Source organism: Lacinutrix sp. (assembly GCF_037625555.1).
Taxonomy (GTDB): Bacteria; Bacteroidota; Bacteroidia; order Flavobacteriales; family Flavobacteriaceae; genus Lacinutrix.
This window is the reverse complement of record NZ_JASJHV010000071.1, coordinates 1-24,795: the sequence shown is the minus strand read 5'-3', so window position 1 is coordinate 24,795 and position 24,795 is coordinate 1. Positions and strand designations below refer to the sequence as shown.

Sequence of the window (24,795 nt, the reverse complement as noted above, 5' to 3'; positions counted from 1 at the left end):
TCTAATTCAAATTTAGACATGATAAATAATTGATCCCAAAGCTTATGCTGAAAATCTGGCACATCGCGTAAATGAGGTTGTAAATTACCCATTACAGCGATAATAGCCTTTGCTACTTTATTGCGCTCCTCTTTTGTTTCTCTTGATTTGGCGAAATTCACCATTTTTTGAACGTGCCTTCCATATTCTGGAATAATTAAATGTTCACGTTCTGTATTATACTCTATGTCGTCTATTAAAGTCAAAATTGTGTAGAATTTAGTGTTGCATTGTAGAATCTATGCTTTCGCAAAATACAAAATTGTTTAAGTATAACGTAATAATTATAAAGAAATTACACCATCAATTTTTTCTGATACTTCAATGTATTTTGCAATAACAGCGTCTGGGTTTTTTAGTCTTACATTAATAGAGATGCTAGTGTATTTTGCATTACTAGACTCTTTATTAACTATAACAGCACCTAGATGATTAAAAATAGCTTCAATACTTTCAATTTTATCTGCGTTTGTTTTAACAATAAATTTATATAAATACTCAGAAGGCCATAGTGTAGTATCTAATAATTGCTCTTTTAGTTTAGTGTAAAATTCTTCTTGATTTTGTTCTTTGCTCATGTCTCAAATTATAGATTGCAAATATAAGTTATCCATTGCATTTTTTTTATACCTTTTTTATTACGAATTTTGCAACTAAAATCGTACCATAATTGAATACAAAAACAATAGTAATTACTGGAGGACCAGGAAGTGGAAAAACGTCTATAATAAATGAGTTAACCAAAAGAGGTTTAACTTGTTCTGAAGAGATATCAAGAGAAGTCATTCTAAAAGCCCGAGAAAAAGGAATTGAACAGCTATTTATTACCAATCCTATACAATTTAGCGAAACGCTTTTAGAAGGAAGGATTGAGCAATATAAAGATGCCCTAGAAAGTAATAACGAATTTGTTTTTTTAGACAGAGGCATTCCAGACATTTCTGCTTACATGGATTTTAAAGGTGATACCTATCCCGATTTTTTCTATGAAGCTTGCGAAAAATACAAATACGATTCTGTTTTTATTTTAGCGCCTTGGCAAGATATTTTTACTAGCGATAGTGAACGTTACGAGAATTTTGATCAAGCCCAAGAAATACATGAAAAACTTTTAGAAACCTATACAAAATATGGCTACAATTTAAGAGATGTCCCTTTTGGTTCTGTTGAAGCACGAGCAGACCATATTATAGACGTAGTAAAAGCACTTTAGTGAATCATCCCATTAACATATTAGAACGTTATTGGAAATTCACTTCATTTAGGCCCCTACAAGAAGAGATAATTAACTCTGTTTTAGAAGGAGAAGACACCTTTGCCTTACTGCCAACTGGTGGTGGAAAATCTGTTTGTTTTCAAATTCCTGCGCTTGCAAAAGAAGGAATTTGCATAGTTATTTCACCTTTAGTTGCTTTAATGAAAGACCAAGTACAAGCACTACAAAACAAAGGTATTAAAGCTATGGTATTAACGAGTGGCATATCTTATAAAGAACTAGATACACGTCTAGATAATTGCATATATGGCAACTATAAATTTTTATACCTTTCACCAGAACGTTTAAAACAAGATATAGTTCAGGATCGTATAAGACAAATGAATGTTAATCTTATAGCAGTAGACGAAGCGCACTGTATTAGCCAATGGGGAAACGACTTTAGACCAAGCTATAAAAATATTGTTAAACTTAGAGAGCTACAACCTACAGTAAATATTATAGCTTTAACTGCTACTGCAACTCCAGAAGTAGTTGAAGACATTATTGCAGCACTAGATTTTATTAGTCCAAAAGTTTTTAGGCAATCGTTTTTAAGACCTAATTTGGCATACATGACCTTTGCAGAAGAAGATAAACGGTTTAGACTTAAAGCCATATTAACAAAAAACAAAGCCAGTTCTATTGTTTATGTACGCAATAGAAAAGCAACTCAAGATATTTCCAACTTCTTAGAAAGCAATGGCTTTACTGCTACTTATTACCATGGTGGATTAAGTAATACCGAAAAAGATAATGCTATAAATAGCTGGATGAGTAACCAAAAGCAGGTTATGGTTGCTACAAACGCTTTTGGAATGGGAATTGATAAACCAGATGTAAAAACTGTTATACATTTAAATTTACCAGAAAATTTAGAAAGTTATTTTCAAGAAGCAGGACGTGCAGGACGCGATGGAAACAAAGCTTATGCCGTTATATTAAAAAACAAAAGTGACGATTTGTTAGTAGAAAATCAGTTTTTAAAAGTACTTCCAGATGTTCACTTTATAAAACAAATTTACAGAAAACTAAGTAGTTGTTTTCAAGTTCCATATGGTGAAGGCCAAGAACAAGCTTTCGATTTTAATTTTAATAAATTTTGTAAAACCTACGGTTTTAATACACTATTAGCCTATAACGCTATACTTGTATTAGATAGAACTAGTATTATTACCTTATCTAAACAATTTAATAACAGAACAACAGTATTGTTTACTGTTACTAATAATGTGCTGTTTAGCTATTTAGAAACGCATCCAGATATTAGCATTATTGTAAAATCTATTTTAAGAACGTATGGTGGAGCTTTCGAGCAGGAAACAAAAATTAACACCACATTAATGGCAGAAAAAGCCAATATTAATGAAGATAAAATAATTGATGCATTAAGACGATTAGAAAAAGCAGAAATAATAAACTTAAAACATTCTAAGACAGATGTGCAAATTACCTATTTGGTTCCAAGAGAAGATGACAATACCATAAATAGGATAGCTAAAGTAATTAAACAACAAAATGCATTAAAACAAAAACAAGTGCTTTCTGTTTTAGAGTATTCTAATAATAATGACATTTGTAAAAGCAAACAACTACTCTCCTATTTTGAAGAAACCAATATTTTAAATTGTGGTGTCTGTTCTGTTTGTATTACTAGAAAGCCTTCAAAAAAGGTAGACTCTGGAACAATTAAAAAAGAAATTATTCAAGCATTAGAGTATTGCCATCTATCATCTAGAGCATTGTACAAACAACTTAGCTATTCCGAAGAAAGTATTAATAACCAATTGAAAGAGTTAATTGAACACAATATTATTAGTATTACAGATACTAACACATACAAACTATCACATACATAATGAATAAAAAAAGAGACTTAAAAATTGTATTTATGGGAACACCAGAATTTGCTGTTACCATTTTAGATACTTTATTAGAGAATGAGTATAATATAGTAGGTGTAATTACTGCACCAGATAAACCTGCTGGTCGCGGCAGAAAATTAAATAAAAGTGCCGTAAAACAATACGCAGAAACTAAAGGTCTTAACATTTTACAACCTACTAATTTAAAAAGTGAAGCCTTTTTAGAAGAATTAAAAAGCTTAAATGCCAATTTACAAATAATAGTCGCTTTTAGAATGCTTCCAAAAGTTGTTTGGCAAATGCCAGAATTTGGCACATTTAATTTACATGCCTCCCTATTACCAAACTATCGTGGAGCAGCACCTATTAACTGGGCAATTATAAATGGAGAGAAGAAAACTGGAGTATCTACTTTTTTTATAGATGAAAAAATAGATACTGGTGAAATGATTTTTCAAGAAGAAATAAATATTGAAGCAAAAGAGAACGCAGGAAGCCTTCATGATAAATTAATGTACTTAGGAAGGAATCTTGTCCTTAAAACTGTAAAAGCGATCTCTAAAGGAACTGTAGAGACCACTCCACAACCAAAAAATGCTATTTCAAGAACAGCATACAAATTAAATAAGGAGAACTGCAAAATAGATTGGACAGCATCTATAGACACTATTTACAATAAAATTCGTGGTTTAAGTCCTTATCCTGTTGCTTGGTGTCAACTTGTTAATGCTAATAACTTATTAGATGTTAAAATATATACCGCTGAAAAAGAAATAATAGAACATACTCTAAAAACCGGAACCATTATTTCTACCAAAAAAGAAGTAAAAGTTGCAATAACTGAAGGTTACATAAAAATATTAGATATTAAACTTCCTGGAAAGCGAACTATGGATGTAAAATCGCTTTTAAATGGGTACACTTTTGAAACTGAAGCTAAAATGCTCTAAAGCCTTATGGACGCTATAAAAGCTAAAAACATCCAAAAAACAGCCATCTTTATTAACAAATGCTCGAAGTTATCAACAAATTATGGTATTTCCCTTGCTATTACTTGCATAGTAGCATAATCCGTATAAATTTGTAGAGAGTTTAACAAAAATATTGTTTACCAACTATTTATTAATAATTAAAATTAAAATAATGAACAAAACAAATTTAATCGATGCTATGGCAGCACACGCAGGAATTACTAAAGCAGCTTCAAAGAAAGCTTTAGAATGTGCGTTAATTGAAATTGAAGGTGCTTTACAAAAAGGTGACAGAGTTTCATTAGTAGGATTTGGATCTTGGTCAGTTTCTAAAAGAGCTGCAAGAGACGGAAGAAATCCTCAAACAGGAAAGACAATCAAAATAAAAGCTAAAAACGTTGTTAAGTTTAAAGCTGGATCTGATTTAGCTAGTGCAGTAAACTAATTTTACTCCATTATAACTTAAAAAAAGTCTTCTTTATAGAAGGCTTTTTTAGTTAGAAAACTACCATAAACCTTTTAAAACTATTGGTTTTTAAATAAATAAAGTTTACATTTATTATATTAATTTATCTTTTATATGATTTTAACCAAGCCAAAAAAAGGAGATTTGTTAATTGCAGAACAATCAATAATTGGTGATTTATCTTTTAATCGCTCTATTGTTTTATTAACAGATCATTCAGCAGAGAGTTCTATAGGTTTTATATTAAACAAACCTTTAGACTTTACTATAAGCGATTTAATACCAGAAATAGATGCACCATTTAAAATTTACAATGGTGGTCCTGTAGAACAGGATAACCTCTATTTTATCCATAAAGTCCCAGAACTTATACCAAATAGCATTGAAATTTCTTTAGGTATTTTTTGGGGAGGTGATTTTAGTGAAGTTTCTAAACTAATTATGGAAGGTAAAATAACAGAAAAAGAAATAAAATTCTTTTTAGGATATTCTGGATGGGAAATTAACCAACTCGAGGAAGAATTAAAATCTAACGCTTGGGTCGTTACAAAAAACAGCTACAAAAAATCTATTATCGAAAAAGACTATGAGTTTTTCTGGAAAGAAAAAATGGTAGAACTTGGTGGTAATTATAGTATATGGTCTAACGCACCAGAAAACCCAAGTTATAATTAGCTTAATCTTATTTTTACATTTATTTTTTGAAGTAATAATTTACTAACTTCTGTTTTAAATGTCTTTTTTCTATATTTTTTAATTGGCTGAATACCTTGGATTATGTTGGTAATAAATAGCTCGTCTGCTTTTTGAAGCTCGAATGGAGAAATAGAATCTTCCACTAAACTGTAGTCTGGTAATAACTCTAAAATATTAATAATTTGCTGCCTCATAATTCCTTTTAAACAACCATCTAGTAGTGGAGGCGTTTTTATTACGGAACCTTTTACAAGAAAAACATTTCCATTTAAAGCTTCTACAACATTCTTATTGGTGTTTAACAATAAGCAATTATCTAGATCGTTTTCTTTAGCAAATATACTTCCTACAACATTTATAGCCTTATTATTTGTTTTTAGAGTAGATAACAGTCCTGGAGCAACATAAAAGTCTTTAAATAAATCAACCTCGTAAGATTCATCTTCTAATAAATAAAAATCATTGTCTAGTGCATTTACAGATATAATAAAAGTAACATCCTTATTAGTTGGCAAATATAGACCACCACTATTTCTATGTATTTGCATTTTAACTCTTACAGATGCTTTTGTTAAGTTATTCTTATCTATGGTTTTTAGTATTTCTGCTTCAATAAACTCCATAGTAAAAGACATTGGTATTTCCATTCGCATAATGCGCATAGAGGCCATTAATCTAAAGTAATGATCTTCAAGAAATAGTATTTTGCCATGAGAAAATTTTATGGTTTCAAATAAAGCATCTCCATAACTGTAGCCTCGGTTTTCTGGTATTAATACTCTATTATTGTCGCTAAAATTCCCGTTAATATTTATCATAAAAAAGTACTGAATTTCTTCAGCAAAAATATAAGTTTAAAAAATGTATTTTTTTAAGCTGAGCCTAGTACTTGTTTTAAATCTGAGATTTGATTTTCCCAAAGCATTTTACCTTCCTCTACTTCATCTTCTTCTGCAAAATCTGTAACCATAATAGATACATCCTTTGTAATTTCGTCTACTTGTATTCTAATTTCAAAATAATAAGACTCTCCTTCATCTTCTAGCCAACGAAATTTAATACGCTCTCCATTCTTTTTTGTTAATAATTTAGCTTGCTCTTCTGCTCCATCCCAAATAAACTTAAAAAGTTCACCTCTAAAGTTTACATTATCTGCATACCACTCAGACAAACCTGAAGGTGTAGAAATATATTGGTAAAGCAATGAAGGTGAGGCATGTATTGGGAACTCCATTTCGTATTTTACTTTTTCGTCCATTTGTAGATTATCTATATATATTATGTTTCCAATATATACATTAATTAATAAGTTTTGAAAATAAATTAAATAAATATTTTTATTAGCATTTATGTTTGCTCTGTTTAAATTTGTTTTTATATTTGCACTCATTAAAATTATGGCGAGGTAGCTCAGCTGGTTAGAGCGTCGGATTCATAACTCGGAGGTCACGGGATCGTGCCCCGTTCTCGCTACAAATGAAAAAATCCTGAAAGCAGCAGCTATCAGGATTTTTAATTTTTAATTATACCTTATTATTTTACTAAATTAATTAGTGCATCTAAAGGCACTTTTATTTGCTCTCCAGATTTCATATCCTTTAACGTATAAATACTCTTATTCATCTCTTCTCCGCCAACAAGAACTACAAATGGAATACTACGCTTATTAGCATAATTCATTTGTTTTTTCATATGCTTTCCATTTGTGATTTTATCTGGATGCAGTTCTGCATTAATTCCAGCTTCACGCAACGTTTTAATTGCTTTTAAGCAAAATAAAGCTTCTTTATCTCCAAAGTTAATAAACATAACTTCTGTACTTTTTGAAATGGTTTCTGGAAATAAACCTAATTCTTCGAGTACTAAATAAATGCGATCTAAACCAAAACTTACACCTACACCACTAACATTTTTTAAGCCAAAAACACCAGTTAAGTCATCGTATCGACCTCCTCCACCAATAGAGCCCATTTTAACACCGTCTGGAGCAGAGACTTCAAAAATTGCTCCTGTGTAATAGTTTAATCCACGTGCAAGTGTAATATCTAATTGTAAATTAGCTGTTTTTAAACCAAGTGAATTAATCGCATTATTTATAAAGTCCAATTCTTCAATACCTTTTTTTCCTTCTTCTGAAGTACTCAAAATACCTTTTAAGCTTTCTATTTGAGATTCAAAATTTCCAGATAAAGAAAATAACGGTTGTAGTTTATCAATACCGCTTTTCGGAATACCTTTACCTAACATTTCTTCTTTTACCTTCTCCTCTCCTATTTTGTCTAATTTATCTAAAGCCACAGTAAAATCGATAAGTTTATCGCTTGCTCTAATTACTTCTGCAATACCAGATAATATTTTACGGTTATTAATTTTTATGATTGTGCCTTTTAAACCTAAAGATGTAAAAATAGTATCGTAAAGTTGAATAAACTCTACTTCTTGCCAAAGTGAATTGCTACCAACAACATCTGCATCGCATTGGTAAAACTCTCTAAAACGACCTTTTTGTGGTCTATCTGCTCTCCAAACAGGTTGCATTTGGTAGCGCTTAAATGGAAAATCTATTTCGTTTTGGTGTTGTACAACGTAGCGTGCGAAAGGTACAGTTAGGTCGTAGCGCAAGGCTTTTTCTGAGATTTGAGCTATAATCTTACTACTGTTTTTCTCGAAAAACAAGTCTTCACTTAATTTAGATAAGTAATCACCACTATTTAAAATTTTAAAAATTAAACGATCACCTTCTTCACCATACTTTCCCATTAACGTATCACTATTCTCGAAGCTAGGCGTTTCTATAGGCTGAAAACCAAAAGTTTGAAACTGAGCTTTTATAGTACTAAAAATATAGTTGCGTTTTGCAACTTGTTCTGGATTAAAATCTCTTGTTCCTTTTGGTATGCTTGGTTTTTGTGCCATAATATTTCCTTTAAAAAAGGGCTTTTTATATGTCTTCTAGATAAAATTTGATTATGCAAAACAAATCACTCGAAATGACGTTACTTTTAAATGGATTACTGCCTTCGCAGGAATAACAAAAATATAATAAAAATTGTTAATGCGAGGAACGAGGCAATCTTTTTAAATATAGTTAAAAAATAAATTGCCAGGTAATGCCTAAGCTCAATGACAATAAATTAATTTATAAGTTTATGCATATACTCGTACAACTCGCCTTTTGTAATATGCGATCCTTGTTGAATTAATGTAAACTTATCTAAATTTTTATCTTCGGTATAGTCTTTTCTTGCTTGTACAAACTCAACATTATCATGCATTAAATTTGCTCTTAACCAATTAAAACCTTCAGTTGTATTTAAATCTATTTCCTCTTTAACTTTTATGCCTATTAAATGCATATGGTCTTCATTTAAAGCAAATAGATGAATATCTTTTGGTGAGATATGCTCTAAATATTTAGTTTGGTTTAACACGCCTTCCCATATTAAATCACTAAAAACATCTAATTCTACTTCTGCAAGTTCGGGTTTATTTTCTTTTAAATTAGCCCACTCGTCTCCTGTAATTGATTGTGTTGCTAAAAAATTAATAAATTCTTGGTGTAATTCTTCAAATTGTTCTTTTGTGAGTCTAGAATATTTCATTTTTATAAATTTTTAATATATCTATAAATACAGATTATTTTATTTTTTAATATTTAATGCTACAGCTGTTGCAAAAGGTCTATCTGTTGCAAAAACATCTATTCCGTTATTGTACCAAATTTTATAAGGCTTATCACCTTTTGATTCTGCTTGTTTGTCTAAATTTCCCAATATTCTTAAATGGTTTTTATTCCATGACTATGTACTTTATTATAAAAACTATTTGAAGACAAACGTGTTCCTGTGAATGCTAACATGTTTTCTTTAGGAATATTAGAATTCAGTAACCAATTTAATTCTTTTTCATTTCTGGCCGAAACGGATAATAATAATTCTGGCGCATAACTATATGCTTTTTTGGCTTGTTCTAAACTGTAAGTAATAATAATACAAACATCCTTAACGTTTTCCTCTCTAATAGTATCTATAATAGCTTCTATAGCCACACTACGTTTTATATCTACAGTTAATACTACGTTGTTTGTTTTTGCCCATCTTAAAACATTTTTAAATAATGGAATTTTAAAAGCAGTTTCGTTACCAAAATCATCCTTCAGATTGATAGAAAGTAATTCTTGGTAGGTATAATTTATTAATTTACCTGTTCCAGTTGTAGTACGCTCTAAACTATTATCGTGTAAGAGAACTAACTTATTATCCTTAGTTTGTGCAACATCAATTTCGTAAAAAGCAGAAATACTATCGTTTACGTATTGTAATGTTTCTAAGCAGTTTTCTGGGTAGTTTTTTATGATTTTTCCTCCACGATGAACACTTATTATAGGAGTTGCATTAGGCTTGTATTTAAAAGTTTCTAATAAAACTGACTTTTTAATAGTTTGTACTTCAGCTTCAGTTGAAGGTAAAGTATTAGAAGCCTCTTTCTTGCAAGACACAAAAAAGACCACTATGAGTATTAAATATAAATGTTTCATATAAAGTAATTCCGCGAAAGCGTAAAAATTAAAATTAAAAAAACCGTTTAGAGAAGCTCCAAACGGTTTAGTATTATGTGATTTAAATCTTAAGCTTGCGCTACAACCTCAAACTGAATGTCTGCTGATACTGATCTGTGTATACGTACAGAAGCATCATACTTCCCTAAACGCTTAACGTTTCCACCTACTACTGAGATGAATTTTTTATCAATTGCATGACCTTCTTTTTCTAATGCTTCTGCAACATTAATGTTATTTACAGAACCAAATAACTTGTCTCCTTGACCAGTTTTTGAAGCAATTTTTATCTCTAAACCTTTAATAGCTTCAGCAATTGCTGTTGCATCTTCGATTTCTTTCTTTTCTTTAAATGCACGTTGTTTTAAGTTTTCGGCTAATACTTTCTTTGCAGAAGATGTAGCTAATACAGCGTGACCTGTAGGAATTAAAAAGTTTCTACCATAACCGTTCTTAACCGTTACAACATCGTCTTTAAATCCTAAATTTTCAACGTCTTGTTTTAATATAAGTTCCATTGTTATGATAATTTTATTTTAATAAATCTGTTACATAAGGTAATAAAGCTAAGTGACGCGCTCTTTTTACAGCTACAGATACTTTTCTTTGGTATTTTAAAGAAGTTCCTGTTAAACGTCTTGGTAAAATTTTACCTTGCTCGTTGATAAAACCTATTAACCAGTCTGGATTCTTGTAATCTACATACTTGATTCCAGATTTCTTGAAACGACAGTATTTTTTCTGTTTGTTCGTATCAATATTTAAAGGCGTTAAATATCTAATTTCACCTTCTTTCTTTCCTTTTGCTTGTTGCTCTATAGATGCCATAATTACGCTTTTTGTTTAAGTTTAACTCTTCTTCTTTCTGCCCACGAGATCGCGTGCTTGTCTAAAGCTACAGTTAAGTAACGCATAAAACGCTCATCACGTCTAAACTCTACTTCTAAAGGATTAATGTGTTCACCGTCTACGGTGTACTCAAATAGGTGGTAAAAACCACTTTTTTTGTTTTGAATTGGGTAAGCTAACTTCTTTAAGCCCCAATCTTCTTTGGATACCATCTTTGCTCCTCTACTAGTAAGAAATTCTTCATACTTCTGTACTGTTTCCTTTATCTGAGTTTCAGATAAAACGGGATTTAAGATGAAAACAGTTTCATAATGATTCATAAAAATCTATTTTATTGTGTTAAAAATGAGTGCAAAAATAAGTCTTTTTATTAACACACACAATTGTTTTCTAATTTAATTAAAGACATATAAATCCATTCGATTAAATGCATTAATAATGTTAAAAATTACATTTAAGCGATGTTTTTTGGTTTTAATCCGAAATTTTTGTAACATTGTCGATAATAAACCCAAATACACAAACCTATGACTCTAAATTGTGTAGTTGTTGATGATTCAGCAATACAAAGACTTTCAATTGTTAAATTGATAGAGAGCAATAGTTCGCTAAACCTTATTGCCCAGTATGACAGTGCTTTAGAGACAAAAAATGGCTTAAACACCTATAAGGTGGATCTTATCTTTTTGGATATAGAAATGCCTGTGCTTAATGGTTTCGAACTTTTGGATGTATTAAACAATAAGCCTCAAATTATTTTTGTTACAGTAACAACAGAATACGCTTTTAAAGCTTTTAATTATGACGCTACAGATTATCTACAAAAACCAATAACGCGAGAGCGTTTTAATCAAGCAGTAGGTAAAGCTTTAGAGCAGCACAAACTTAAATTAGACTTTAACGAAACAGAAGGTGAGCACATTTTTGTAAAAAGCAACCTTAAAAAATATAAAGTATATATCAAAGACATTAAGTGGATTGAAGCACTTGGTGACTATGTAAAATTGGTAACAGGAGAAACTTCTTTAGTTGTATTATCTACAATGAAAGCTTTTGAAGTAGAGCTATCAGACGGTAAATTTTTAAGAATCCACAAATCTTACATTGTAAACTTAGACAAAGTAGACAGTTTTAACAGTAAAAATGTTGAAGTTGGCCATTATAAAATTCCTTTAAGTAGGAATAAAAAAACCATGCTTGTTGATGCACTAAATAACATCTAACAGAGTAAATTTGGTTAATAGCAGAAAAATCCTACCTCGTGACGGTAGGATTTTTTAATAGTTTTAAAATTAATAATTATCTACATTTAAAATAACACGAACACCTTTAAAAGCACCAACAGCTTCAAAACTAGAATTTATTTTCATTATCGCTTCTTTTGTTTTTGCCAAAGACTGCGGTTGTGGTATTTTAATTAAGATATGCTTTAAATACTGATTTCTAACACGAGATACTGGCGGAAACTCTGGACCTAATACATTTGCTTTAAATACTTGTCTCAACGATTTTGCAAACCACTCGCTTGCTGTCTCTACTTTATTATAATCTCTATGCTTAAGTATTACTTTAATTAACCTAAAATAAGGTGGATATTTAAAATCGTGACGCTCTTGTAATTGTTCTTTAAACATACCTAGATAATCGTTTGTAGAGACTTGCTGTAAAATTTTATGATAGGGATTGTATGTTTGTATTAAAACCTTTCCACGTTTTTTAGTTCTTCCTGCACGTCCAGATACTTGAAGCATCAATTGAAAACTACGTTCATGAGCTCTAAAATCTGGAAAATTGAGTAAATTATCTGCATTCATAACACCTACTAATTTAACGTTTCTAAAATCTAAACCTTTAGTAAGCATTTGTGTACCAACTAAAATATCTATTTCTTGTTGTTCTAGTGCTGTAATAATCTTCTCGTAGCCATATTTTCCACGAGTAGTATCTAAATCCATTCTCGCAACATTTGCCTTTGAAAATAGTGTTTTTGCTTCAGCCTCTATTTGCTCTGTTCCAAAGCCTTTAGTGTCTAAATTAGATGTGCCACAAGCCATACATTTTTGTAACATGGCACTATTATGCCCGCAATAATGACAACGCAATTGTTTTCTATATTGATGGTATGTTAAACTTACATCACAATTTGGACATTGAGGCGAGTGACCACAAGTATTACATTCTACAATTGGCGAATAGCCTCTTCTATTTTGAAATAAAATCACTTGATAACCTTCTTCTAAAGCATCATTTATTTCTTCAATCATTCTATCGCTAAAATGACCTTTCATGCGTTTCTTTTTATGCTTATCTGCAATATCCACCAACTCAATTTCTGGTTGCTGTACATTATTATAACGACGATTAATTTCTACTAATCCGTATTTTTTTTCTAAAGCGTTATTGTAGCTCTCCAAACTAGGTGTCGCGCTACCTAAGACTGTTTTTGCTTGATGCAAATGTGCCAAAACAACTGCTGCGTCTCTTGCGTGGTAACGTGGAGCAGGATCAAATTGTTTAAAAGACTGTTCGTGCTCCTCGTCCACAATTATTAATCCTAAATCGCGAAATGGTAAAAATATAGACGAACGTGCTCCTAAAATTATTTTCGCTTTCGCGGAATTACCCAAAACATGATTATATACTTCAACACGTTCATGAGCAGAGTATTTACTATGAAAAACAGCTACTTGTTCTCCAAAATAGTTTTGTAATCGTGTAACTAATTGTGTTGTTAGGGCTATTTCAGGTAATAAATATAGTACCTGTTTTCCTTTTTCTAAAACTTGTTCTATTAGCTTTACATAAACTTCAGTTTTACCTGAAGAAGTAATACCATGAAGTAATGTGACATTTTGTGTTTTAAAAGAATCTTCAATTTGATTGAGTGCTAAGGTCTGATATTTGTTTAAAGTCTTAGAGTCTTCATTTTTGTCAGTTTCATCATATTGTATTCTATCTGTTTGGATATGATATTCCTCTAAAACACCTTTATCGATTAACGCCTTTATAATTGCCGTAGAGCTTCCACTCTGCGCTACTAATTCTTTTACTTTAATTGGTTTCTTAGTTTTTGCAGAAATAGAAAACAAGGTAATAACGACTTGTCTTTGCTTTTCGGCTCTGCTTAAATCATCTAATAATTGATGTAAACCAACTTCGTTAGTATATTCTACTTGCAATTTTACAAACCTTACATATTTAGGTTTGTATTTATCGTAGATTTCTTCTTGTAATAATATAACTTCCTTTTCTATTAATCGCTTTATTACAGGAAGCACATTTTTTTTGTCGAGAATATTAGAAATTTCTTGAATCTTTAATGTTGATTGAAGATGCAAAGCTTCAAAAACAAGATATTCATCATCTTTTAAATCTGTATCTTTTATTTCTTTTTTTAAGTTTCTACTAATTAGTGTTTCACTTTCTAAAATAAATGCGTTCGGTAATGCTGCTCGCATAACTTCTCCAACGGTACACATGTAATATTTTGCAATCCATTGCCAAAACTCTAATTGCTTTGAAGTTACAATTGACTTTTCGTCTAGAATTTGATGAATCTCTTTCGCTTCATAAATTTGTGGTGCATTGGTATGAATTGCACCAACTAAACCTGTTTGAATTTTAGTTTTCCCAAAAGGTACAGACACACGCATACCAACTTGCAAAAACTCAGATTCAGCTTTTGTAATGCTGTAAGTAAACATTCTTTCAAGCGGAATGGCTAATATAACGTCTATGAAATGGTTCAATTCGATTGTTGGATTACTCGATTTTAGGGTATTAGATTATTATTTATTGAATAACGCGTTCCCAATATTGTGTTTGATAGAAAAAACTAATGTAACCTCTTACTTGAAGTAGGTTATTATTGTCTTCTTCTAAAGTTAATCTTAGTTTATAAGTTTTTCCGTTTTCTGGATTTATTATGGTCCCTTTTTTATAATAGTCACCATCTTTTTTTATGTTTTTAATTATTTCTAAACCTAAAACTGGCTTATTATAATCTTCACCAGAGCAGAAAACACATGGCAAATCTCTTTTCGAAGCATCGAATATCTCTATAATTTTACCATAAACCTTATCATCTCTTTTATAAATTTCTACTATAGATTTTTTTTCTTTTGTTTCATCATCTACTGTTGTCCATTGTCCAAAAATATCTTGAGCATATCCTGAAAAGGAAAATAATAGCAATAAAATTAGTGCGTTTTTATTCATTTACTTGTTGCTTTCTTAAATTCATTAGAGACATATTTAACTCAAAACCAAGCAATAAAATATTGGCGTTTAGCCAGAGATAAAATAGTAAAATTAATAAGGCTCCAATGGAACCATAAAGTTCATTATAGCGAGAAAAATTTTCTATATAAATACCAAACAAATAAGAAGTTAACATTATTAAAAGCGTTGTAAACAATGCTCCAATTGAGAAAAACTTAGTTTTCCTTCCTTCTCGTGTACCTAAGTAATATAATGTGGCTGTTGCAAAAAAGGTGATTATTACAAAGAATGCATATTGTGCTACATTGGCCCAAAAATCTGATTTTCTTCTAGATTCGTAACCATATTCTTTAAAGAACTCCAAAGTGTTATCCACAACAAAAATTTGAAAATAACCCAAAACTACAACTGTTAAAATTAAGAGTAAAGATAAAATTAAAGCAACTCCCATGGCATAAAAATATTGTTTAAATGCGTTACGTGTTAATTGCTGGTGATAAGAGTTTTCAAAACCAGAAAATAAAGCATTTACACCATTAGTCATTAAAAAAATAGCTACCACTAATACTGTAGATAATAAACCACTGTTACTATTACCTTCTTTTAGAGTATCGAAAATATTTTCATGAAAAAAATCTGTAGTTGTTGGTGGTAAAACAGATTCTAAAAAATGTAAAAACTCTTCCTCGAATCCGTCCATTGGAATACTAGGAATAATTATAATAATAAACAATAAAAAAGGAAAAAAAGCTGTAAAAAAACTATAAGCTATAGCGCTTGCACGAGCTGTTAGTGTGCCTTTTGCAATGCCTATAACGTATAGTTCTAACAAATCGTAAAGCGATAATCCTTCTAAACCTGGCAACTTAACTTTACTTAATAATTTAATAAGAATATTAAGCACAGGAATTTTAAGCAACTTTTGTTTTAATTGCTGTTCTGTTAATTGCTCTTCAACAATTATTTCATCTAATAATTCCTCTTTTGAAGTCTCTGGCATTAATCTACAGCTTTTAAGCTAAGGTCTAAATTATAAACAGAATGTGTTAATGCTCCAGACGAAATATAATCTACTCCACAAAGTGCATAATCTCTTATGGTTTTTTCGTTAATGCCTCCTGAACTTTCAGTTAGACATTTGTCTCCAATAAGTTTTACTGCTTTTCTGGTATCTTCGTAATTAAAGTTGTCTATTAAAATTCTATAAACACCTTCGGTTTTAAGAATTTCTTCAATTTCGTTTAAATCTCTAGCTTCTACTATTATTTTTAAATCGCGATTGGTTTCTTTTAAATACTGTTGTGTTTTTTTAATGGCTTTTGTAATGCCTCCTGCAAAATCAATATGGTTATCTTTAAGCATAATCATATCATACAAAGCAAATCTGTGGTTTTCTCCTCCTCCAATTTTTACTGCCCATTTTTCTAATGCACGAATGCCTGGAGTTGTTTTTCTAGTATCCAAAATTTTTGTTCCTGTACCTTCTAATAAATCTACAAACAGTTTTGTTTTAGTTGCAATTGCACTCATACGTTGCATGGCGTTAAGTACTATTCGTTCTGCTTTTAAGATAGATTGCGATGCTCCAGTAACATAAAAAACAATGTCGCCATAATTTACTTTACTGCCATCTTCTATAAGCGCTTCGACTTTCATGTTAGGATCTACATATGCAAACACTTGCTTTGCAAACTCTACTCCTGCTATTCTACCATCGTCTTTTACTAAAAGCTTTGCTTTACCTTGAGCACTTGCTGGAATACATGATAGCGAACTGTGGTCTCCATCACCAAAGTCTTCGCGAATGGCATTAGCTATTATTAGTTCTATTTCTTTATTAAATTGTTCTTTTGATATCATAGAAAAATACTTTGTGCTAAAATAAGAATTGATTTTATAATAATACAACGGAAATGTAACAACATTTAATGTTAATCGTAATAATACTAAACCAGTCTTATGATTCAATTTGAAGAATTCTACAGTAGTATTTACAAATTAAAGTTATTTAAAATTTTTACTTGGTTTATGCGTGTTTTACTTGCCATCGCTTTTATTCCATCTGGTTTTACAAAACTATTAGGAAATAGATTTACATTACTTCCTATGGACAATACTATAGGTTTTTTCTTTGAAGCACTATTTCGTACTGGTTTTTATTGGAATTTTCTTGGTTTCATGCAACACCTTGTGGCTTTATTATTAATTATACCAAGAACCCTTTTTTAGGTGCGTTAATTTATTTTCCTATAGTAATTAATATACTAATTATAGAAACCTCTTTACATTTTATAGGAACGCCTTTTATTGTTAGTTTAATGCTATTGGCAAACATTTATTTATTGTTATGGGATTACCCTAAACTTAAAAGAATTATTTCCACTATTTTTGAAAAAAAAAATAATTGATTAGTAATTTTAAATGACCATTAAACTCATTGCCATAGGCAAAACCGATAATAAACAACTTCAAGCGTTAATAGAAGACTATAAAAAACGTTTAGGCTTTTATATTAAGTTTAATTTAGAAATTATACCTGATCTTAAAAAAGTAAAAAACTTAAGTGAAACACAGCAGAAACAAAAGGAAGGCGAACTTATTTTAAATAAGTTAAGTGCAACAGATGTTTTAATTTTGTTAGACGAAAATGGGAAACAACACGATAGTGTTAGCTTTTCTAACTATTTACAAAAACATATGAATTCTGGTATTAAACAGCTTGTGTTTGTTATTGGTGGTCCTTATGGTTTTAGTGAAGAAGTTTACAGTAAAGCTCGAAGCAAAATTTCGTTTTCTAAAATGACGTTTTCTCACCAGATGGTGCGTTTATTTGTAATTGAGCAGTTATATCGAGGTTTTACTATTTTAAAGAATGAACCTTATCATCATCGATAAGTTAATCACAGTTTAGATTTACTTTAAGAACTTTCTTAAAAGGTGACTTATTTTCCAGTGTTATTTCCCAATCCTTTAGTTTGAATTTATTGCTTTTCATTTTATACATTTTATACACAACTACTCCTTGAATATTAATTTTACTTCTATTCCATTGCTCCAGTTTTAAATGAGCATCAAAATTAGGCTTTTTAAAATTCTTGTTTTTTTCAATTACTAAAAACTTATCCAAATCTATCTTCCCTCTTTTCAATTTCCTTTCGCTAATAATGCCATATTTAACCCATGCTTTACCGTTAACAACTGTATCTTTTAACTTATGATAATTTAGTTTGAATTTATGTTGATTTCTTTGAGACTTGATAAAATAATTATCATTAATATGATTCTTATAAGCACATTTAGAATCTAAAGTATCTGATTTAACAAAATCAGTTTTTAGAATTCTTCCTATTGAATAAATATTATTAAAATGACTAAAAAAAAACAGATAGTGAATCATTACCTACATCACTTAAAGTAATAGTATAACTATTGTCTTTATAATAAATTAGCTTAAAATATTTTGTAGTATGCTCTAAATATTCTCTACTATTAGCTGAAAACTCTCCTCCAGTACTTGAATACTCTAAAAAATAATCGAACTCATAAATTCGTTCTTTTTTATTGTCTTGCGAAAAAGTAAAAACCGAAAAAAGAAGAATAAAAAGACATACTATTTGTTTCATTAAAACTATTTTTGTTTCTCAAGCTAAATTACATTAATTATACCAAATCATGCAACTCGTATTCGCTACCAACAACCCAAATAAAATAAAAGAAGTACAATCTTTAATACCGCAACATATAAAACTATTAAGTTTAAAAGATATTGGTTGTTTTGAAGACGTTCCAGAAACCAAAAACACGATTAAAGGTAACGCAATCCAAAAAGCAGAATACATAAAAGCACATTATGGCTACGATTGCTTTGCAGACGATACAGGTTTAGAAGTTGAGCCTTTAAATAACGAACCAGGTGTTTTCTCTGCAAGATATGCAGGACCAAAACGCGATGCTAACGATAATATGGAGTTATTACTTAATAACTTAAAAGATAAACCTAACCGAAACGCACAATTTAAAACAGTTGTTGCTTTACATTTAAATGGCAAATTAGAAACATTTACTGGTATTTGTAAAGGTGAAATAACCCAAGATAAAAAAGGAGATAAAGGTTTTGGCTACGACCCAATATTTTTACCAAATGGTTACAATAAAACGTTTGCTGAAATAGATTTAAAACTAAAAAATGAGATTGGACATCGTGGGAAAGCAATAACTATATTAGTAAACTATTTAAACAGTCTTTAAAATGAATTTAGAAAAATTCAAAATTTTACATAAAACCTTTTTAAACCATTTAGATAAAAAGGAAATAATGAAACCTCATGAATATGATTTATACATGGAGTTATTACATGAAAACAAGGATTATTTTGAATGGACTTTAAAAGATGATTTATTAAAAGCTGAATTTGATTTTTCGCAATTTTGTTGTATTACAATGGCTTCAAGAATTTTTGAAAGTCTGGATGCACATGGAGAAATTGAAACAGAAAATAGAGATGTTGTAATGAGAAAATGGAACTTATGGTATCCCAATTCATGATGGAGGATCATCAATTATTAAAATAAATTACTGTCCTTGATGTGGGAATAAACTAAAAAACTAAATTTAGTTCTCTTAAATAGAAAACTTAAAATAATTTAAATATTAAGCACAAAAAAAATCCAGCGATATGCTAGATTTTTTTTTATAGAATACTCTTTTTTACTATTTAATTACAGAAGCTGCTGCATCTGTAATTGCTTTTGCATATTTAGCATCTGCATCTACTTCTAGCATACCAAAAAACACAAAGCAAGTTTTATCATCTATTTCAATACAATATATTTTATTATTTAAAGTAACGCCTTCTGCTACAGAGGTGCCTTCCATATAAAGAACTTTTACACCATTAATGGTTTTTTCTCTTCTGTCTGTAACATTAAATTTTCCAGAACTTATAAGCTCTTCATTTATTTTCTTTTTTGAAGTTTCATAACTTTCTGGCACTTTCATGGCCATAATAACACCTTTTGGAAATTCTGAAACATAAGTATTAGGAGACACAGAGGTGAAAAGTGCTATATCCACTTCCATTTCTACTTTTTCGGACATGAGTTGCGTTGCTCTTGATGCTTTTTCTTCTGCAGATTCTTGAGCTTGTACATTAAGACCTATGGTTAATAGAAATAGTATAAAAAATATTTTTTTCATAAGTGTTTTATTTTGGCAGCAATTTAATAATTATTAGTTTTAAAAAATAATTACCTGCAAAATCTACTATTTGCAGAGTTCGCGTTAACGATAGCAACGGCATCCTTTTTTTGCTGCCATATATGGCAAAAAAAGATATATTGAATAGCGTGTTAAAGCGCCCAAAATAAAGACATATTTATCAAAAATTGAATATCTAATATTATTACTTACCTTTGCACATTGAAAACGCAAAAGCGTTAATTAAATTGACTCCTCAGAGAGAGGATGTGTTACTAGAAGTTTTAGGTTAAGTATGTTCAATGCGCTTCTATTTGTAACACCAAAATAGATTGACATTGAAATACATAACAAAAGAATGAGCACATTCCAAGATTTAGGTCTTAACGAAGAACTATTAAAAGGTATTACAGATTTAGGTTTCGAAACACCATCTGAAGTACAAGAAAAAGCAATCCCAATTTTATTAGAACAAGAAACAGATTTAGTTGCCTTAGCACAAACTGGAACTGGAAAAACTGCTGCATTCGGTTTTCCAATGTTGCAAAAAATTGATATGGATAGTCGTACTACTCAAGGTTTAATACTCTCTCCTACTCGTGAGCTTTGTTTGCAAATTGCAAACGAAATGAAAGCTTACGGTAAATATTGTAAAGGTTTGAACGTGGTTGCCATTTATGGTGGATCTAGTATTACAGACCAAGCACGTGAAGTAAAACGTGGAGCGCAAGTAATTGTAGCCACTCCTGGTCGTATGAAAGATATGATTAGCAGAAGATTAGTAGATATCACTAAAATCCAATATTCGGTTTTAGATGAGGCAGATGAAATGCTAAACATGGGTTTCAAGGAGGATATTACAGATATTCTTTCTGGAACACCAGACGATAAAAACACATGGTTATTTTCTGCAACAATGCCTAAAGAGGTAGCTACGATTGCAAGAAAATTTATGAATGATCCTCAGGAAATTACTGTAGGACATAAAAACCAAAGTACAGATACAGTATCGCACGAATACTATTTAGTAAACGCTCGTGATCGATACCAAGCTTTAAAACGTTTAGCAGATGCTAATCCAGATATATTTTCGGTTATTTTTTGTAGAACAAAACGCGATACACAAAAAGTTGCAGAGCAATTAATAGAAGATGGTTATAGCGCTGGAGCACTTCATGGAGATTTAAGTCAGAATCAGCGAGATATCGTGATGAAGCAATTTAGAACACGTCAAATACAAATGCTTGTTGCAACAGATGTTGCTGCTCGTGGTATTGATGTAGACGATATTACTCACGTTATTAATTACCAATTAAGTGATGAAATAGAAACCTACACACACCGTTCTGGTAGAACTGGTCGTGCTGGTAAAACTGGTGTTTCTATGGTTATTGTTTCTAAAAGTGAAGTCCGTAGATTAAAAAGTATCGAACGTATTATTAATAAGAAATTTGAATTAAAAGAAATTCCTAACGGAATGGCTATTTGCGAAGTACAATTAATGTCTTTAGCAAATAAGATTCACAATACAGAAATTAATCATGAAATTGATAAATACTTAGAAGATATTAATAGCTTGTTTGAAGAAACTTCAAAAGAAGAATTAATTAAAAAATTCTTCTCTGTAGAGTTTACACGTTTCTTTAATTACTATCAAAAATCTAAGAACTTAAATCTTGCTGCTGGAGATTCTGGCAGAGACAGTGGTCGTCAATCTAGCGGAAGCGCAGCACGTTACTTTATTAACGTTGGTGAGAAAGATGGTTTCGATTGGATGAAATTAAAGGATTTCTTAAAAGAAGTTTTAGAGTTAGGTCGTGATGATGTTTTTAAAGTAGATTGTAAAGACACGTTCTCTTTCTTTAATACCGAAAAAGAACATCAAGAAAAAGTATTAGCCTTCTTTACAGACTTTAAACATGAAGGTCGTTTTGTTAACGTTGAAATTACTGAAGATAAACCAAGTCGTGGTGGTCGTGGTCGTGGAAACTCTGGTGGTGGAAGACGTCGTGATGGCGGAAACGGTGGAGATAGAAGTCGCTCTGGTGGTGGAGACAGACGCTCAAGCGGAAGACGTAGCGAAGGTTCTGGAGAAAACAGAAGCGACAGAAGACGCGGAAGTGATGATAGACCTAGACGCTCTAGAAGAAGTGATTCTGGAGATAGAGATAAAAGTGAGTTTAAAACAACCCACTCAAGATCTGGTCGTTCTAGAAGAAAAGATTAAATAAATAAAAAATCCCAATTGGGATTTTTTATTATCTCTTAATCCAAAATACCAAATAGCTGCCTCGTTTTGAGCTTGAATAGAAGTCATTGAGAAGAATAATGCAAGTAGTAATAACAACTTAAATTTCATAGAGTAATTTTTGACAAAGATGAATATATAATTTAAACCTTTTTGTTAATTTTTAGTCAAATAAAGAGTTATGAGGGTACAAAATAAAATTTGTTTAGTACTTTTATGCTCATTTAAAATAAATGAAGCACCTTTTAATCTTATTCCTATTAATAAGTTCCTCTTTTGGTTATGCACAAGATGGTGATACTAAAAATACGCCAAATAAAGATAGCGTAGAAGGTGTTATTATAGATTCTCAAACTAACGCTCCAATTGAGAGTGTAAATATTGTTAACCTAAACCAGGTTATTGGTACTACTACAAACGATAATGGTGAGTTTACATTAAAGGCAAAAGTTAATGACACATTACACTTAACTTATATTGGTTACAAGTCTATTAAAGTTCGTGTTACTAACGATTGGTTAAAATTTGGAAGCTCTAAAATTACTTTAACAGAATTAGCACTTGCTCTAGAAGAAGTAGTTGTAAACGATTTAAAACTTACGGGTTATTTAGAAATAGACATTAAACAAGTACAAATAAACACTAATTACCGTTACAGTATTTCTGGTTTAAGTTCTGGTTATGAAGCTGGTAATAACAAATCATCTAGTAAAATAAGTAAAGTTTTAGGTTCTATATTTAATCCGTTAGATTTTTTATATAATACCTTTAGTAGAAAAGGTACCGAGCTTAAAAAGCTTAAACAAATGAAAAAAGACGACGAAATTAGAAACCTTCTTGCTTCTAGATTCGATAGAGAAACACTTATGGTATTATTACAAATTACTAAGGTAGATTTAGATGAGATTGTATCTCAATGTAATTACTCTAAAGATTTTATAAATAAAGCCAACGACCTTCAAATGCTAGATGCCATTAGCCAATGTTATGAAGAATACAAGGTTTTAAGTCGTGACAGGAAGAAATAAGCACAATATTATTTTTTAGTACTCATTAGGGATGTGAATATAATGCTATCCTATTACCTTCAGTATCAATAAATAATCCCATCGCACCAATTTCTGGTGAAATCTCTGTGAAATTTTGAATTATTTCTCCACCACTTTTTACAACTTGCTCTAAATGTTTATCTATATTAATAGAGTTAAAGTATATTAAAACACCTTTAGTTTTACTTGGTATATAGGCTTCATTAAGTACTAAAGCTCCAGAAGCTCCTGGCTTTTTATCATCCATTGGAAACCAACCCATATGAACGCCTTGAAAATCTTCTAACTTTACCTCTATATTAAAAACAGATTCGTAAAAATCTTTTGCACGATACATGTTGGTTACAGTAATCTCTATCCAACTAATTAAATTATTTTTCCATAATTATTAATTTTGAATTAAAATAAATATAGTGTTTTTTTAAATTTTATGAGTAAAAAAGCAGAATAAGTTAACGGTTTAAAAATTATTTTTTATTAATCTCATAATAGCGCTCAATAATATCAGCATAGCTCTTAATAGTCTTCTTACACCAATCAAGACGTTTTTCTAGTTTTTCGTTCTCGGTAAGTTGCCATTGAATATCTATTTTCTTCAACTTTGTCGTTACATGCTGTAAAATAATAGCTGCAGATACAGATATGTTTAAACTCTCTGTAAAACCTACCATAGGAATTTTCATAAAAACATCAGCCTCTTTCAAGACCTCTTCCGAAAGGCCTTCAGTTTCTCTTCCAAAGAAAAAACAAGACTTCTTTGTTACATCAAAATCATGTAAGTCGCAATCGTCTGTATGTGGTGTTGTAGCAACAATTTGATAGCCTTTACTTTTTAAATCTTTTATACAGGATTTTATAGATTGGTATCTATTTAAATCTACCCACTTTTGTGCTCCCATAGCTATTTCTCGATCTATACGTTTTGTATTGGTCTCTTCTACAATGTTTACTTCCTGGATGCCAAATACATCGCAACTACGTATTACTGCACTTGTATTATGCAATTGATAAACGTCCTCTGTGGCTACTGTAAAGAATTTTGTACGCTTATCTATTACGTTGTGAAAACGCTCTAACCTATGCTCTGTAAGAAATGTTTCAAGATGCTCTAGAAGTTTAATATCAATCATACTGTAAAAATAAAAAAACCAATTACAAAAGGTTTAAATTTTAAAATCTATATTTTTTTTGAACGTAATGATAAAAGAAATAACATTAACTTTATCACGTAAGATTTATATTAAATGAAACGTATATTCAAAAACTAAAGCGTTTAAAAATGGTTTCTTAAAAACATCAAGCAACTACAATAAAATAGACATGAAACATATAGTTGTACTTACTGGAGCTGGAATGAGTGCCGAAAGTGGCCTTAAAACAT

General features: G+C 30.5%; 32 protein-coding genes and 1 tRNA gene. 13 read left to right on the top strand and 20 right to left on the bottom strand.

The window, feature by feature from the left end; translation table 11 throughout:
* On the bottom strand, positions 1–245 hold a 245-nt coding region (locus QNK89_RS05985), incomplete at its 3' end, for a DUF4290 domain-containing protein (protein ID WP_340170112.1).
* Positions 246–323: 78 nt separating this feature from the next.
* The gene (locus tag QNK89_RS05980) at positions 324–617 is read right to left on the bottom strand and encodes a DUF493 family protein (RefSeq protein WP_340170111.1); all 294 of its coding nucleotides are present in this window, start codon (positions 615–617) and stop codon (positions 324–326) included.
* 92 nt (positions 618–709) lie between these two features.
* Between QNK89_RS05980 and QNK89_RS05975 the strand changes: the two genes are divergently transcribed.
* From QNK89_RS05975 to QNK89_RS05955, 5 genes are all read left to right on the top strand, one after another.
* A complete protein-coding gene (locus QNK89_RS05975; protein ID WP_340170110.1) occupies positions 710–1,252 on the top strand; it encodes an ATP-binding protein in 543 nt (180 codons plus the stop codon).
* Entirely contained in the window at positions 1,252–3,153 is a 1,902-nt protein-coding gene (locus tag QNK89_RS05970) for an ATP-dependent DNA helicase RecQ (protein ID WP_340170109.1), read from the top strand. The genes QNK89_RS05975 and QNK89_RS05970 overlap by 1 nt, the downstream gene beginning before the upstream one ends.
* Positions 3,153–4,109: a methionyl-tRNA formyltransferase gene (gene fmt / locus QNK89_RS05965; protein WP_340170108.1), complete on the top strand. Its 957-nt coding sequence runs from the start codon at positions 3,153–3,155 to the stop codon at positions 4,107–4,109. Before QNK89_RS05970 ends, fmt begins: the two co-directional genes overlap by 1 nt.
* A gap of 193 nt (positions 4,110–4,302) precedes the next feature.
* Positions 4,303–4,575 carry an HU family DNA-binding protein gene (locus tag QNK89_RS05960; protein ID WP_340170107.1) on the top strand — a complete coding sequence of 91 codons (273 nt, stop codon included), beginning with the start codon at positions 4,303–4,305 and terminating at the stop codon, positions 4,573–4,575.
* A gap of 135 nt (positions 4,576–4,710) precedes the next feature.
* On the top strand, positions 4,711–5,271 hold the full coding sequence (locus QNK89_RS05955) for a YqgE/AlgH family protein (RefSeq protein WP_340170106.1): 561 nt from the start codon (positions 4,711–4,713) through the stop codon (positions 5,269–5,271).
* On the opposite strand, the gene QNK89_RS05950 is transcribed toward QNK89_RS05955, so the two are convergent.
* Entirely contained in the window at positions 5,268–6,110 is an 843-nt protein-coding gene (locus QNK89_RS05950) for an aminotransferase class IV (protein ID WP_340170105.1), read from the bottom strand. The genes QNK89_RS05955 and QNK89_RS05950 overlap by 4 nt on opposite strands.
* 53 nt (positions 6,111–6,163) lie before the next feature.
* Positions 6,164–6,550 carry an START-like domain-containing protein gene (locus QNK89_RS05945; RefSeq protein ID WP_340170114.1) on the bottom strand — a complete coding sequence of 129 codons (387 nt, stop codon included), beginning with the start codon at positions 6,548–6,550 and terminating at the stop codon, positions 6,164–6,166.
* 141 nt (positions 6,551–6,691) lie between these two features.
* Between QNK89_RS05945 and QNK89_RS05940 the strand changes: the two genes are divergently transcribed.
* Positions 6,692–6,765 (top strand) — tRNA-Met (locus QNK89_RS05940).
* A 60-nt stretch (positions 6,766–6,825) separates the two neighbouring features.
* Here the strand turns inward: QNK89_RS05940 and hisS are convergent.
* The 7 genes from hisS to rpsF form a co-directional block, all read right to left on the bottom strand.
* Positions 6,826–8,208 carry a histidine--tRNA ligase gene (gene hisS / locus QNK89_RS05935; protein ID WP_340170104.1) on the bottom strand — a complete coding sequence of 461 codons (1,383 nt, stop codon included), beginning with the start codon at positions 8,206–8,208 and terminating at the stop codon, positions 6,826–6,828.
* Positions 8,209–8,426: 218 nt separating this feature from the next.
* A complete protein-coding gene (locus QNK89_RS05930; protein ID WP_340170103.1) occupies positions 8,427–8,894 on the bottom strand; it encodes a DUF6495 family protein in 468 nt (155 codons plus the stop codon).
* 39 nt (positions 8,895–8,933) lie between these two features.
* On the bottom strand, positions 8,934–9,065 hold the full coding sequence (locus tag QNK89_RS05925; RefSeq protein ID WP_340170102.1) for a hypothetical protein: 132 nt from the start codon (positions 9,063–9,065) through the stop codon (positions 8,934–8,936).
* A 5-nt stretch (positions 9,066–9,070) separates the two neighbouring features.
* Positions 9,071–9,829 (bottom strand): glycerophosphodiester phosphodiesterase family protein, encoded by a 759-nt coding sequence (locus QNK89_RS05920; protein WP_340170101.1) that lies wholly within the window; start codon positions 9,827–9,829, stop codon positions 9,071–9,073.
* An 89-nt stretch (positions 9,830–9,918) separates the two neighbouring features.
* Positions 9,919–10,368 (bottom strand): 50S ribosomal protein L9, encoded by a 450-nt coding sequence (gene rplI, locus QNK89_RS05915; protein ID WP_340170100.1) that lies wholly within the window; start codon positions 10,366–10,368, stop codon positions 9,919–9,921.
* A gap of 13 nt (positions 10,369–10,381) precedes the next feature.
* A complete protein-coding gene (gene rpsR, locus QNK89_RS05910) occupies positions 10,382–10,681 on the bottom strand; it encodes a 30S ribosomal protein S18 (RefSeq protein ID WP_198520124.1) in 300 nt (99 codons plus the stop codon).
* A complete protein-coding gene (gene rpsF / locus QNK89_RS05905) occupies positions 10,681–11,019 on the bottom strand; it encodes a 30S ribosomal protein S6 (RefSeq protein ID WP_340170099.1) in 339 nt (112 codons plus the stop codon). Before rpsF ends, rpsR begins: the two co-directional genes overlap by 1 nt.
* Positions 11,020–11,226: 207 nt before the next feature.
* Here rpsF and QNK89_RS05900 point away from each other — a divergent pair, with 207 nt between their 5' ends.
* Entirely contained in the window at positions 11,227–11,922 is a 696-nt protein-coding gene (locus QNK89_RS05900) for a LytTR family DNA-binding domain-containing protein (protein ID WP_340170098.1), read from the top strand.
* Positions 11,923–11,991: 69 nt separating this feature from the next.
* On the opposite strand, the gene priA is transcribed toward QNK89_RS05900, so the two are convergent.
* Genes priA through nadC form a run of 4 tightly spaced genes read right to left on the bottom strand, consistent with a single transcriptional unit; the run spans position 11,992 to position 16,780 of the window.
* On the bottom strand, positions 11,992–14,448 hold the full coding sequence (gene priA, locus QNK89_RS05895; protein WP_340170097.1) for a primosomal protein N': 2,457 nt from the start codon (positions 14,446–14,448) through the stop codon (positions 11,992–11,994).
* 43 nt (positions 14,449–14,491) lie between these two features.
* The gene (locus tag QNK89_RS05890) at positions 14,492–14,917 is read right to left on the bottom strand and encodes a DUF2147 domain-containing protein (RefSeq protein ID WP_340170096.1); all 426 of its coding nucleotides are present in this window, start codon (positions 14,915–14,917) and stop codon (positions 14,492–14,494) included.
* Positions 14,910–15,920, bottom strand: a complete 1,011-nt coding sequence (locus QNK89_RS05885) for a YihY/virulence factor BrkB family protein (RefSeq protein ID WP_340170095.1) — start codon at positions 15,918–15,920, stop codon at positions 14,910–14,912. The genes QNK89_RS05890 and QNK89_RS05885 overlap by 8 nt, the downstream gene beginning before the upstream one ends.
* Positions 15,920–16,780, bottom strand: coding sequence for a carboxylating nicotinate-nucleotide diphosphorylase (nadC, locus tag QNK89_RS05880; protein ID WP_340170094.1), 861 nt, complete (start codon positions 16,778–16,780; stop codon positions 15,920–15,922). Before nadC ends, QNK89_RS05885 begins: the two co-directional genes overlap by 1 nt.
* A 99-nt stretch (positions 16,781–16,879) precedes the next feature.
* Between nadC and QNK89_RS05875 the strand changes: the two genes are divergently transcribed.
* The gene (locus QNK89_RS05875; RefSeq protein WP_340170093.1) at positions 16,880–17,149 is read left to right on the top strand and encodes a hypothetical protein; all 270 of its coding nucleotides are present in this window, start codon (positions 16,880–16,882) and stop codon (positions 17,147–17,149) included.
* 192 nt (positions 17,150–17,341) lie between these two features.
* Positions 17,342–17,815, top strand: a complete 474-nt coding sequence (rlmH, locus tag QNK89_RS05870) for a 23S rRNA (pseudouridine(1915)-N(3))-methyltransferase RlmH (protein ID WP_340170092.1) — start codon at positions 17,342–17,344, stop codon at positions 17,813–17,815.
* A 1-nt stretch (position 17,816) separates the two neighbouring features.
* Here rlmH and QNK89_RS05865 read toward each other — a convergent pair whose 3' ends face one another.
* Together QNK89_RS05865 and QNK89_RS05860 are read right to left on the bottom strand one after the other, a co-directional pair.
* Entirely contained in the window at positions 17,817–18,317 is a 501-nt protein-coding gene (locus QNK89_RS05865) for a hypothetical protein (RefSeq protein WP_340170091.1), read from the bottom strand.
* Complete coding sequence (locus tag QNK89_RS05860) at positions 18,292–18,543, bottom strand: hypothetical protein (RefSeq protein ID WP_340170090.1); 252 nt, start codon at positions 18,541–18,543, stop codon at positions 18,292–18,294. The genes QNK89_RS05865 and QNK89_RS05860 overlap by 26 nt, the downstream gene beginning before the upstream one ends.
* 49 nt (positions 18,544–18,592) lie before the next feature.
* On the opposite strand from QNK89_RS05860, the gene QNK89_RS05855 reads away from it, so the two are divergent.
* On the top strand, positions 18,593–19,168 hold the full coding sequence (locus tag QNK89_RS05855; RefSeq protein WP_340170089.1) for a non-canonical purine NTP diphosphatase: 576 nt from the start codon (positions 18,593–18,595) through the stop codon (positions 19,166–19,168).
* Between the two features lie 67 nt (positions 19,169–19,235).
* A complete protein-coding gene (locus QNK89_RS05850) occupies positions 19,236–19,466 on the top strand; it encodes a hypothetical protein (protein ID WP_340170088.1) in 231 nt (76 codons plus the stop codon).
* Positions 19,467–19,631: 165 nt separating this feature from the next.
* Here QNK89_RS05850 and QNK89_RS05845 read toward each other — a convergent pair whose 3' ends face one another.
* Positions 19,632–20,117: a hypothetical protein gene (locus QNK89_RS05845; protein ID WP_340170087.1), complete on the bottom strand. Its 486-nt coding sequence runs from the start codon at positions 20,115–20,117 to the stop codon at positions 19,632–19,634.
* 358 nt (positions 20,118–20,475) lie between these two features.
* Here QNK89_RS05845 and QNK89_RS05840 point away from each other — a divergent pair, with 358 nt between their 5' ends.
* Together QNK89_RS05840 and QNK89_RS05835 are read left to right on the top strand one after the other, a co-directional pair.
* Positions 20,476–22,344 carry a DEAD/DEAH box helicase gene (locus tag QNK89_RS05840; RefSeq protein WP_340170086.1) on the top strand — a complete coding sequence of 623 codons (1,869 nt, stop codon included), beginning with the start codon at positions 20,476–20,478 and terminating at the stop codon, positions 22,342–22,344.
* A gap of 254 nt (positions 22,345–22,598) precedes the next feature.
* Positions 22,599–23,393, top strand: coding sequence for a carboxypeptidase-like regulatory domain-containing protein (locus QNK89_RS05835; protein WP_340170085.1), 795 nt, complete (start codon positions 22,599–22,601; stop codon positions 23,391–23,393).
* Positions 23,394–23,418: 25 nt separating this feature from the next.
* On the opposite strand, the gene QNK89_RS05830 is transcribed toward QNK89_RS05835, so the two are convergent.
* Both QNK89_RS05830 and QNK89_RS05825 read right to left on the bottom strand, forming a co-directional pair.
* A complete protein-coding gene (locus QNK89_RS05830) occupies positions 23,419–23,772 on the bottom strand; it encodes a VOC family protein (protein ID WP_340170113.1) in 354 nt (117 codons plus the stop codon).
* Positions 23,773–23,881: 109 nt separating this feature from the next.
* On the bottom strand, positions 23,882–24,544 hold the full coding sequence (locus QNK89_RS05825) for an RNA methyltransferase (RefSeq protein WP_340170084.1): 663 nt from the start codon (positions 24,542–24,544) through the stop codon (positions 23,882–23,884).
* Positions 24,545–24,795 lie beyond the last annotated feature (251 nt).

Excerpts from the sequence above, each read along its gene's own strand:
- QNK89_RS05980 (WP_340170111.1), bottom strand. The coding sequence starts at position 617 with ATGAGCAAAGAACAAAATCAAGAAGAATTTTACACTAAACTAAAAGAG.
- fmt (WP_340170108.1), top strand. The coding sequence starts at position 3,153 with ATGAATAAAAAAAGAGACTTAAAAATTGTATTTATGGGAACACCAGAA.
- QNK89_RS05960 (WP_340170107.1), top strand. The coding sequence starts at position 4,303 with ATGAACAAAACAAATTTAATCGATGCTATGGCAGCACACGCAGGAATT.
- QNK89_RS05955 (WP_340170106.1), top strand. The coding sequence starts at position 4,711 with ATGATTTTAACCAAGCCAAAAAAAGGAGATTTGTTAATTGCAGAACAA.
- QNK89_RS05950 (WP_340170105.1), bottom strand. The coding sequence starts at position 6,110 with ATGATAAATATTAACGGGAATTTTAGCGACAATAATAGAGTATTAATA.
- QNK89_RS05945 (WP_340170114.1), bottom strand. The coding sequence starts at position 6,550 with ATGGACGAAAAAGTAAAATACGAAATGGAGTTCCCAATACATGCCTCA.
- hisS (WP_340170104.1), bottom strand. The coding sequence starts at position 8,208 with ATGGCACAAAAACCAAGCATACCAAAAGGAACAAGAGATTTTAATCCA.
- QNK89_RS05930 (WP_340170103.1), bottom strand. The coding sequence starts at position 8,894 with ATGAAATATTCTAGACTCACAAAAGAACAATTTGAAGAATTACACCAA.
- QNK89_RS05920 (WP_340170101.1), bottom strand. The coding sequence starts at position 9,829 with ATGAAACATTTATATTTAATACTCATAGTGGTCTTTTTTGTGTCTTGC.
- rplI (WP_340170100.1), bottom strand. The coding sequence starts at position 10,368 with ATGGAACTTATATTAAAACAAGACGTTGAAAATTTAGGATTTAAAGAC.
- rpsF (WP_340170099.1), bottom strand. The coding sequence starts at position 11,019 with ATGAATCATTATGAAACTGTTTTCATCTTAAATCCCGTTTTATCTGAA.
- QNK89_RS05900 (WP_340170098.1), top strand. The coding sequence starts at position 11,227 with ATGACTCTAAATTGTGTAGTTGTTGATGATTCAGCAATACAAAGACTT.
- QNK89_RS05890 (WP_340170096.1), bottom strand. The coding sequence starts at position 14,917 with ATGAATAAAAACGCACTAATTTTATTGCTATTATTTTCCTTTTCAGGA.
- QNK89_RS05885 (WP_340170095.1), bottom strand. The coding sequence starts at position 15,920 with ATGCCAGAGACTTCAAAAGAGGAATTATTAGATGAAATAATTGTTGAA.
- nadC (WP_340170094.1), bottom strand. The coding sequence starts at position 16,780 with ATGATATCAAAAGAACAATTTAATAAAGAAATAGAACTAATAATAGCT.
- QNK89_RS05875 (WP_340170093.1), top strand. The coding sequence starts at position 16,880 with ATGATTCAATTTGAAGAATTCTACAGTAGTATTTACAAATTAAAGTTA.
- rlmH (WP_340170092.1), top strand. The coding sequence starts at position 17,342 with ATGACCATTAAACTCATTGCCATAGGCAAAACCGATAATAAACAACTT.
- QNK89_RS05865 (WP_340170091.1), bottom strand. The coding sequence starts at position 18,317 with ATGATTCACTATCTGTTTTTTTTTAGTCATTTTAATAATATTTATTCA.
- QNK89_RS05860 (WP_340170090.1), bottom strand. The coding sequence starts at position 18,543 with ATGAAACAAATAGTATGTCTTTTTATTCTTCTTTTTTCGGTTTTTACT.
- QNK89_RS05855 (WP_340170089.1), top strand. The coding sequence starts at position 18,593 with ATGCAACTCGTATTCGCTACCAACAACCCAAATAAAATAAAAGAAGTA.
- QNK89_RS05850 (WP_340170088.1), top strand. The coding sequence starts at position 19,236 with ATGAAACCTCATGAATATGATTTATACATGGAGTTATTACATGAAAAC.
- QNK89_RS05845 (WP_340170087.1), bottom strand. The coding sequence starts at position 20,117 with ATGAAAAAAATATTTTTTATACTATTTCTATTAACCATAGGTCTTAAT.
- QNK89_RS05840 (WP_340170086.1), top strand. The coding sequence starts at position 20,476 with ATGAGCACATTCCAAGATTTAGGTCTTAACGAAGAACTATTAAAAGGT.
- QNK89_RS05835 (WP_340170085.1), top strand. The coding sequence starts at position 22,599 with ATGAAGCACCTTTTAATCTTATTCCTATTAATAAGTTCCTCTTTTGGT.
- QNK89_RS05825 (WP_340170084.1), bottom strand. The coding sequence starts at position 24,544 with ATGATTGATATTAAACTTCTAGAGCATCTTGAAACATTTCTTACAGAG.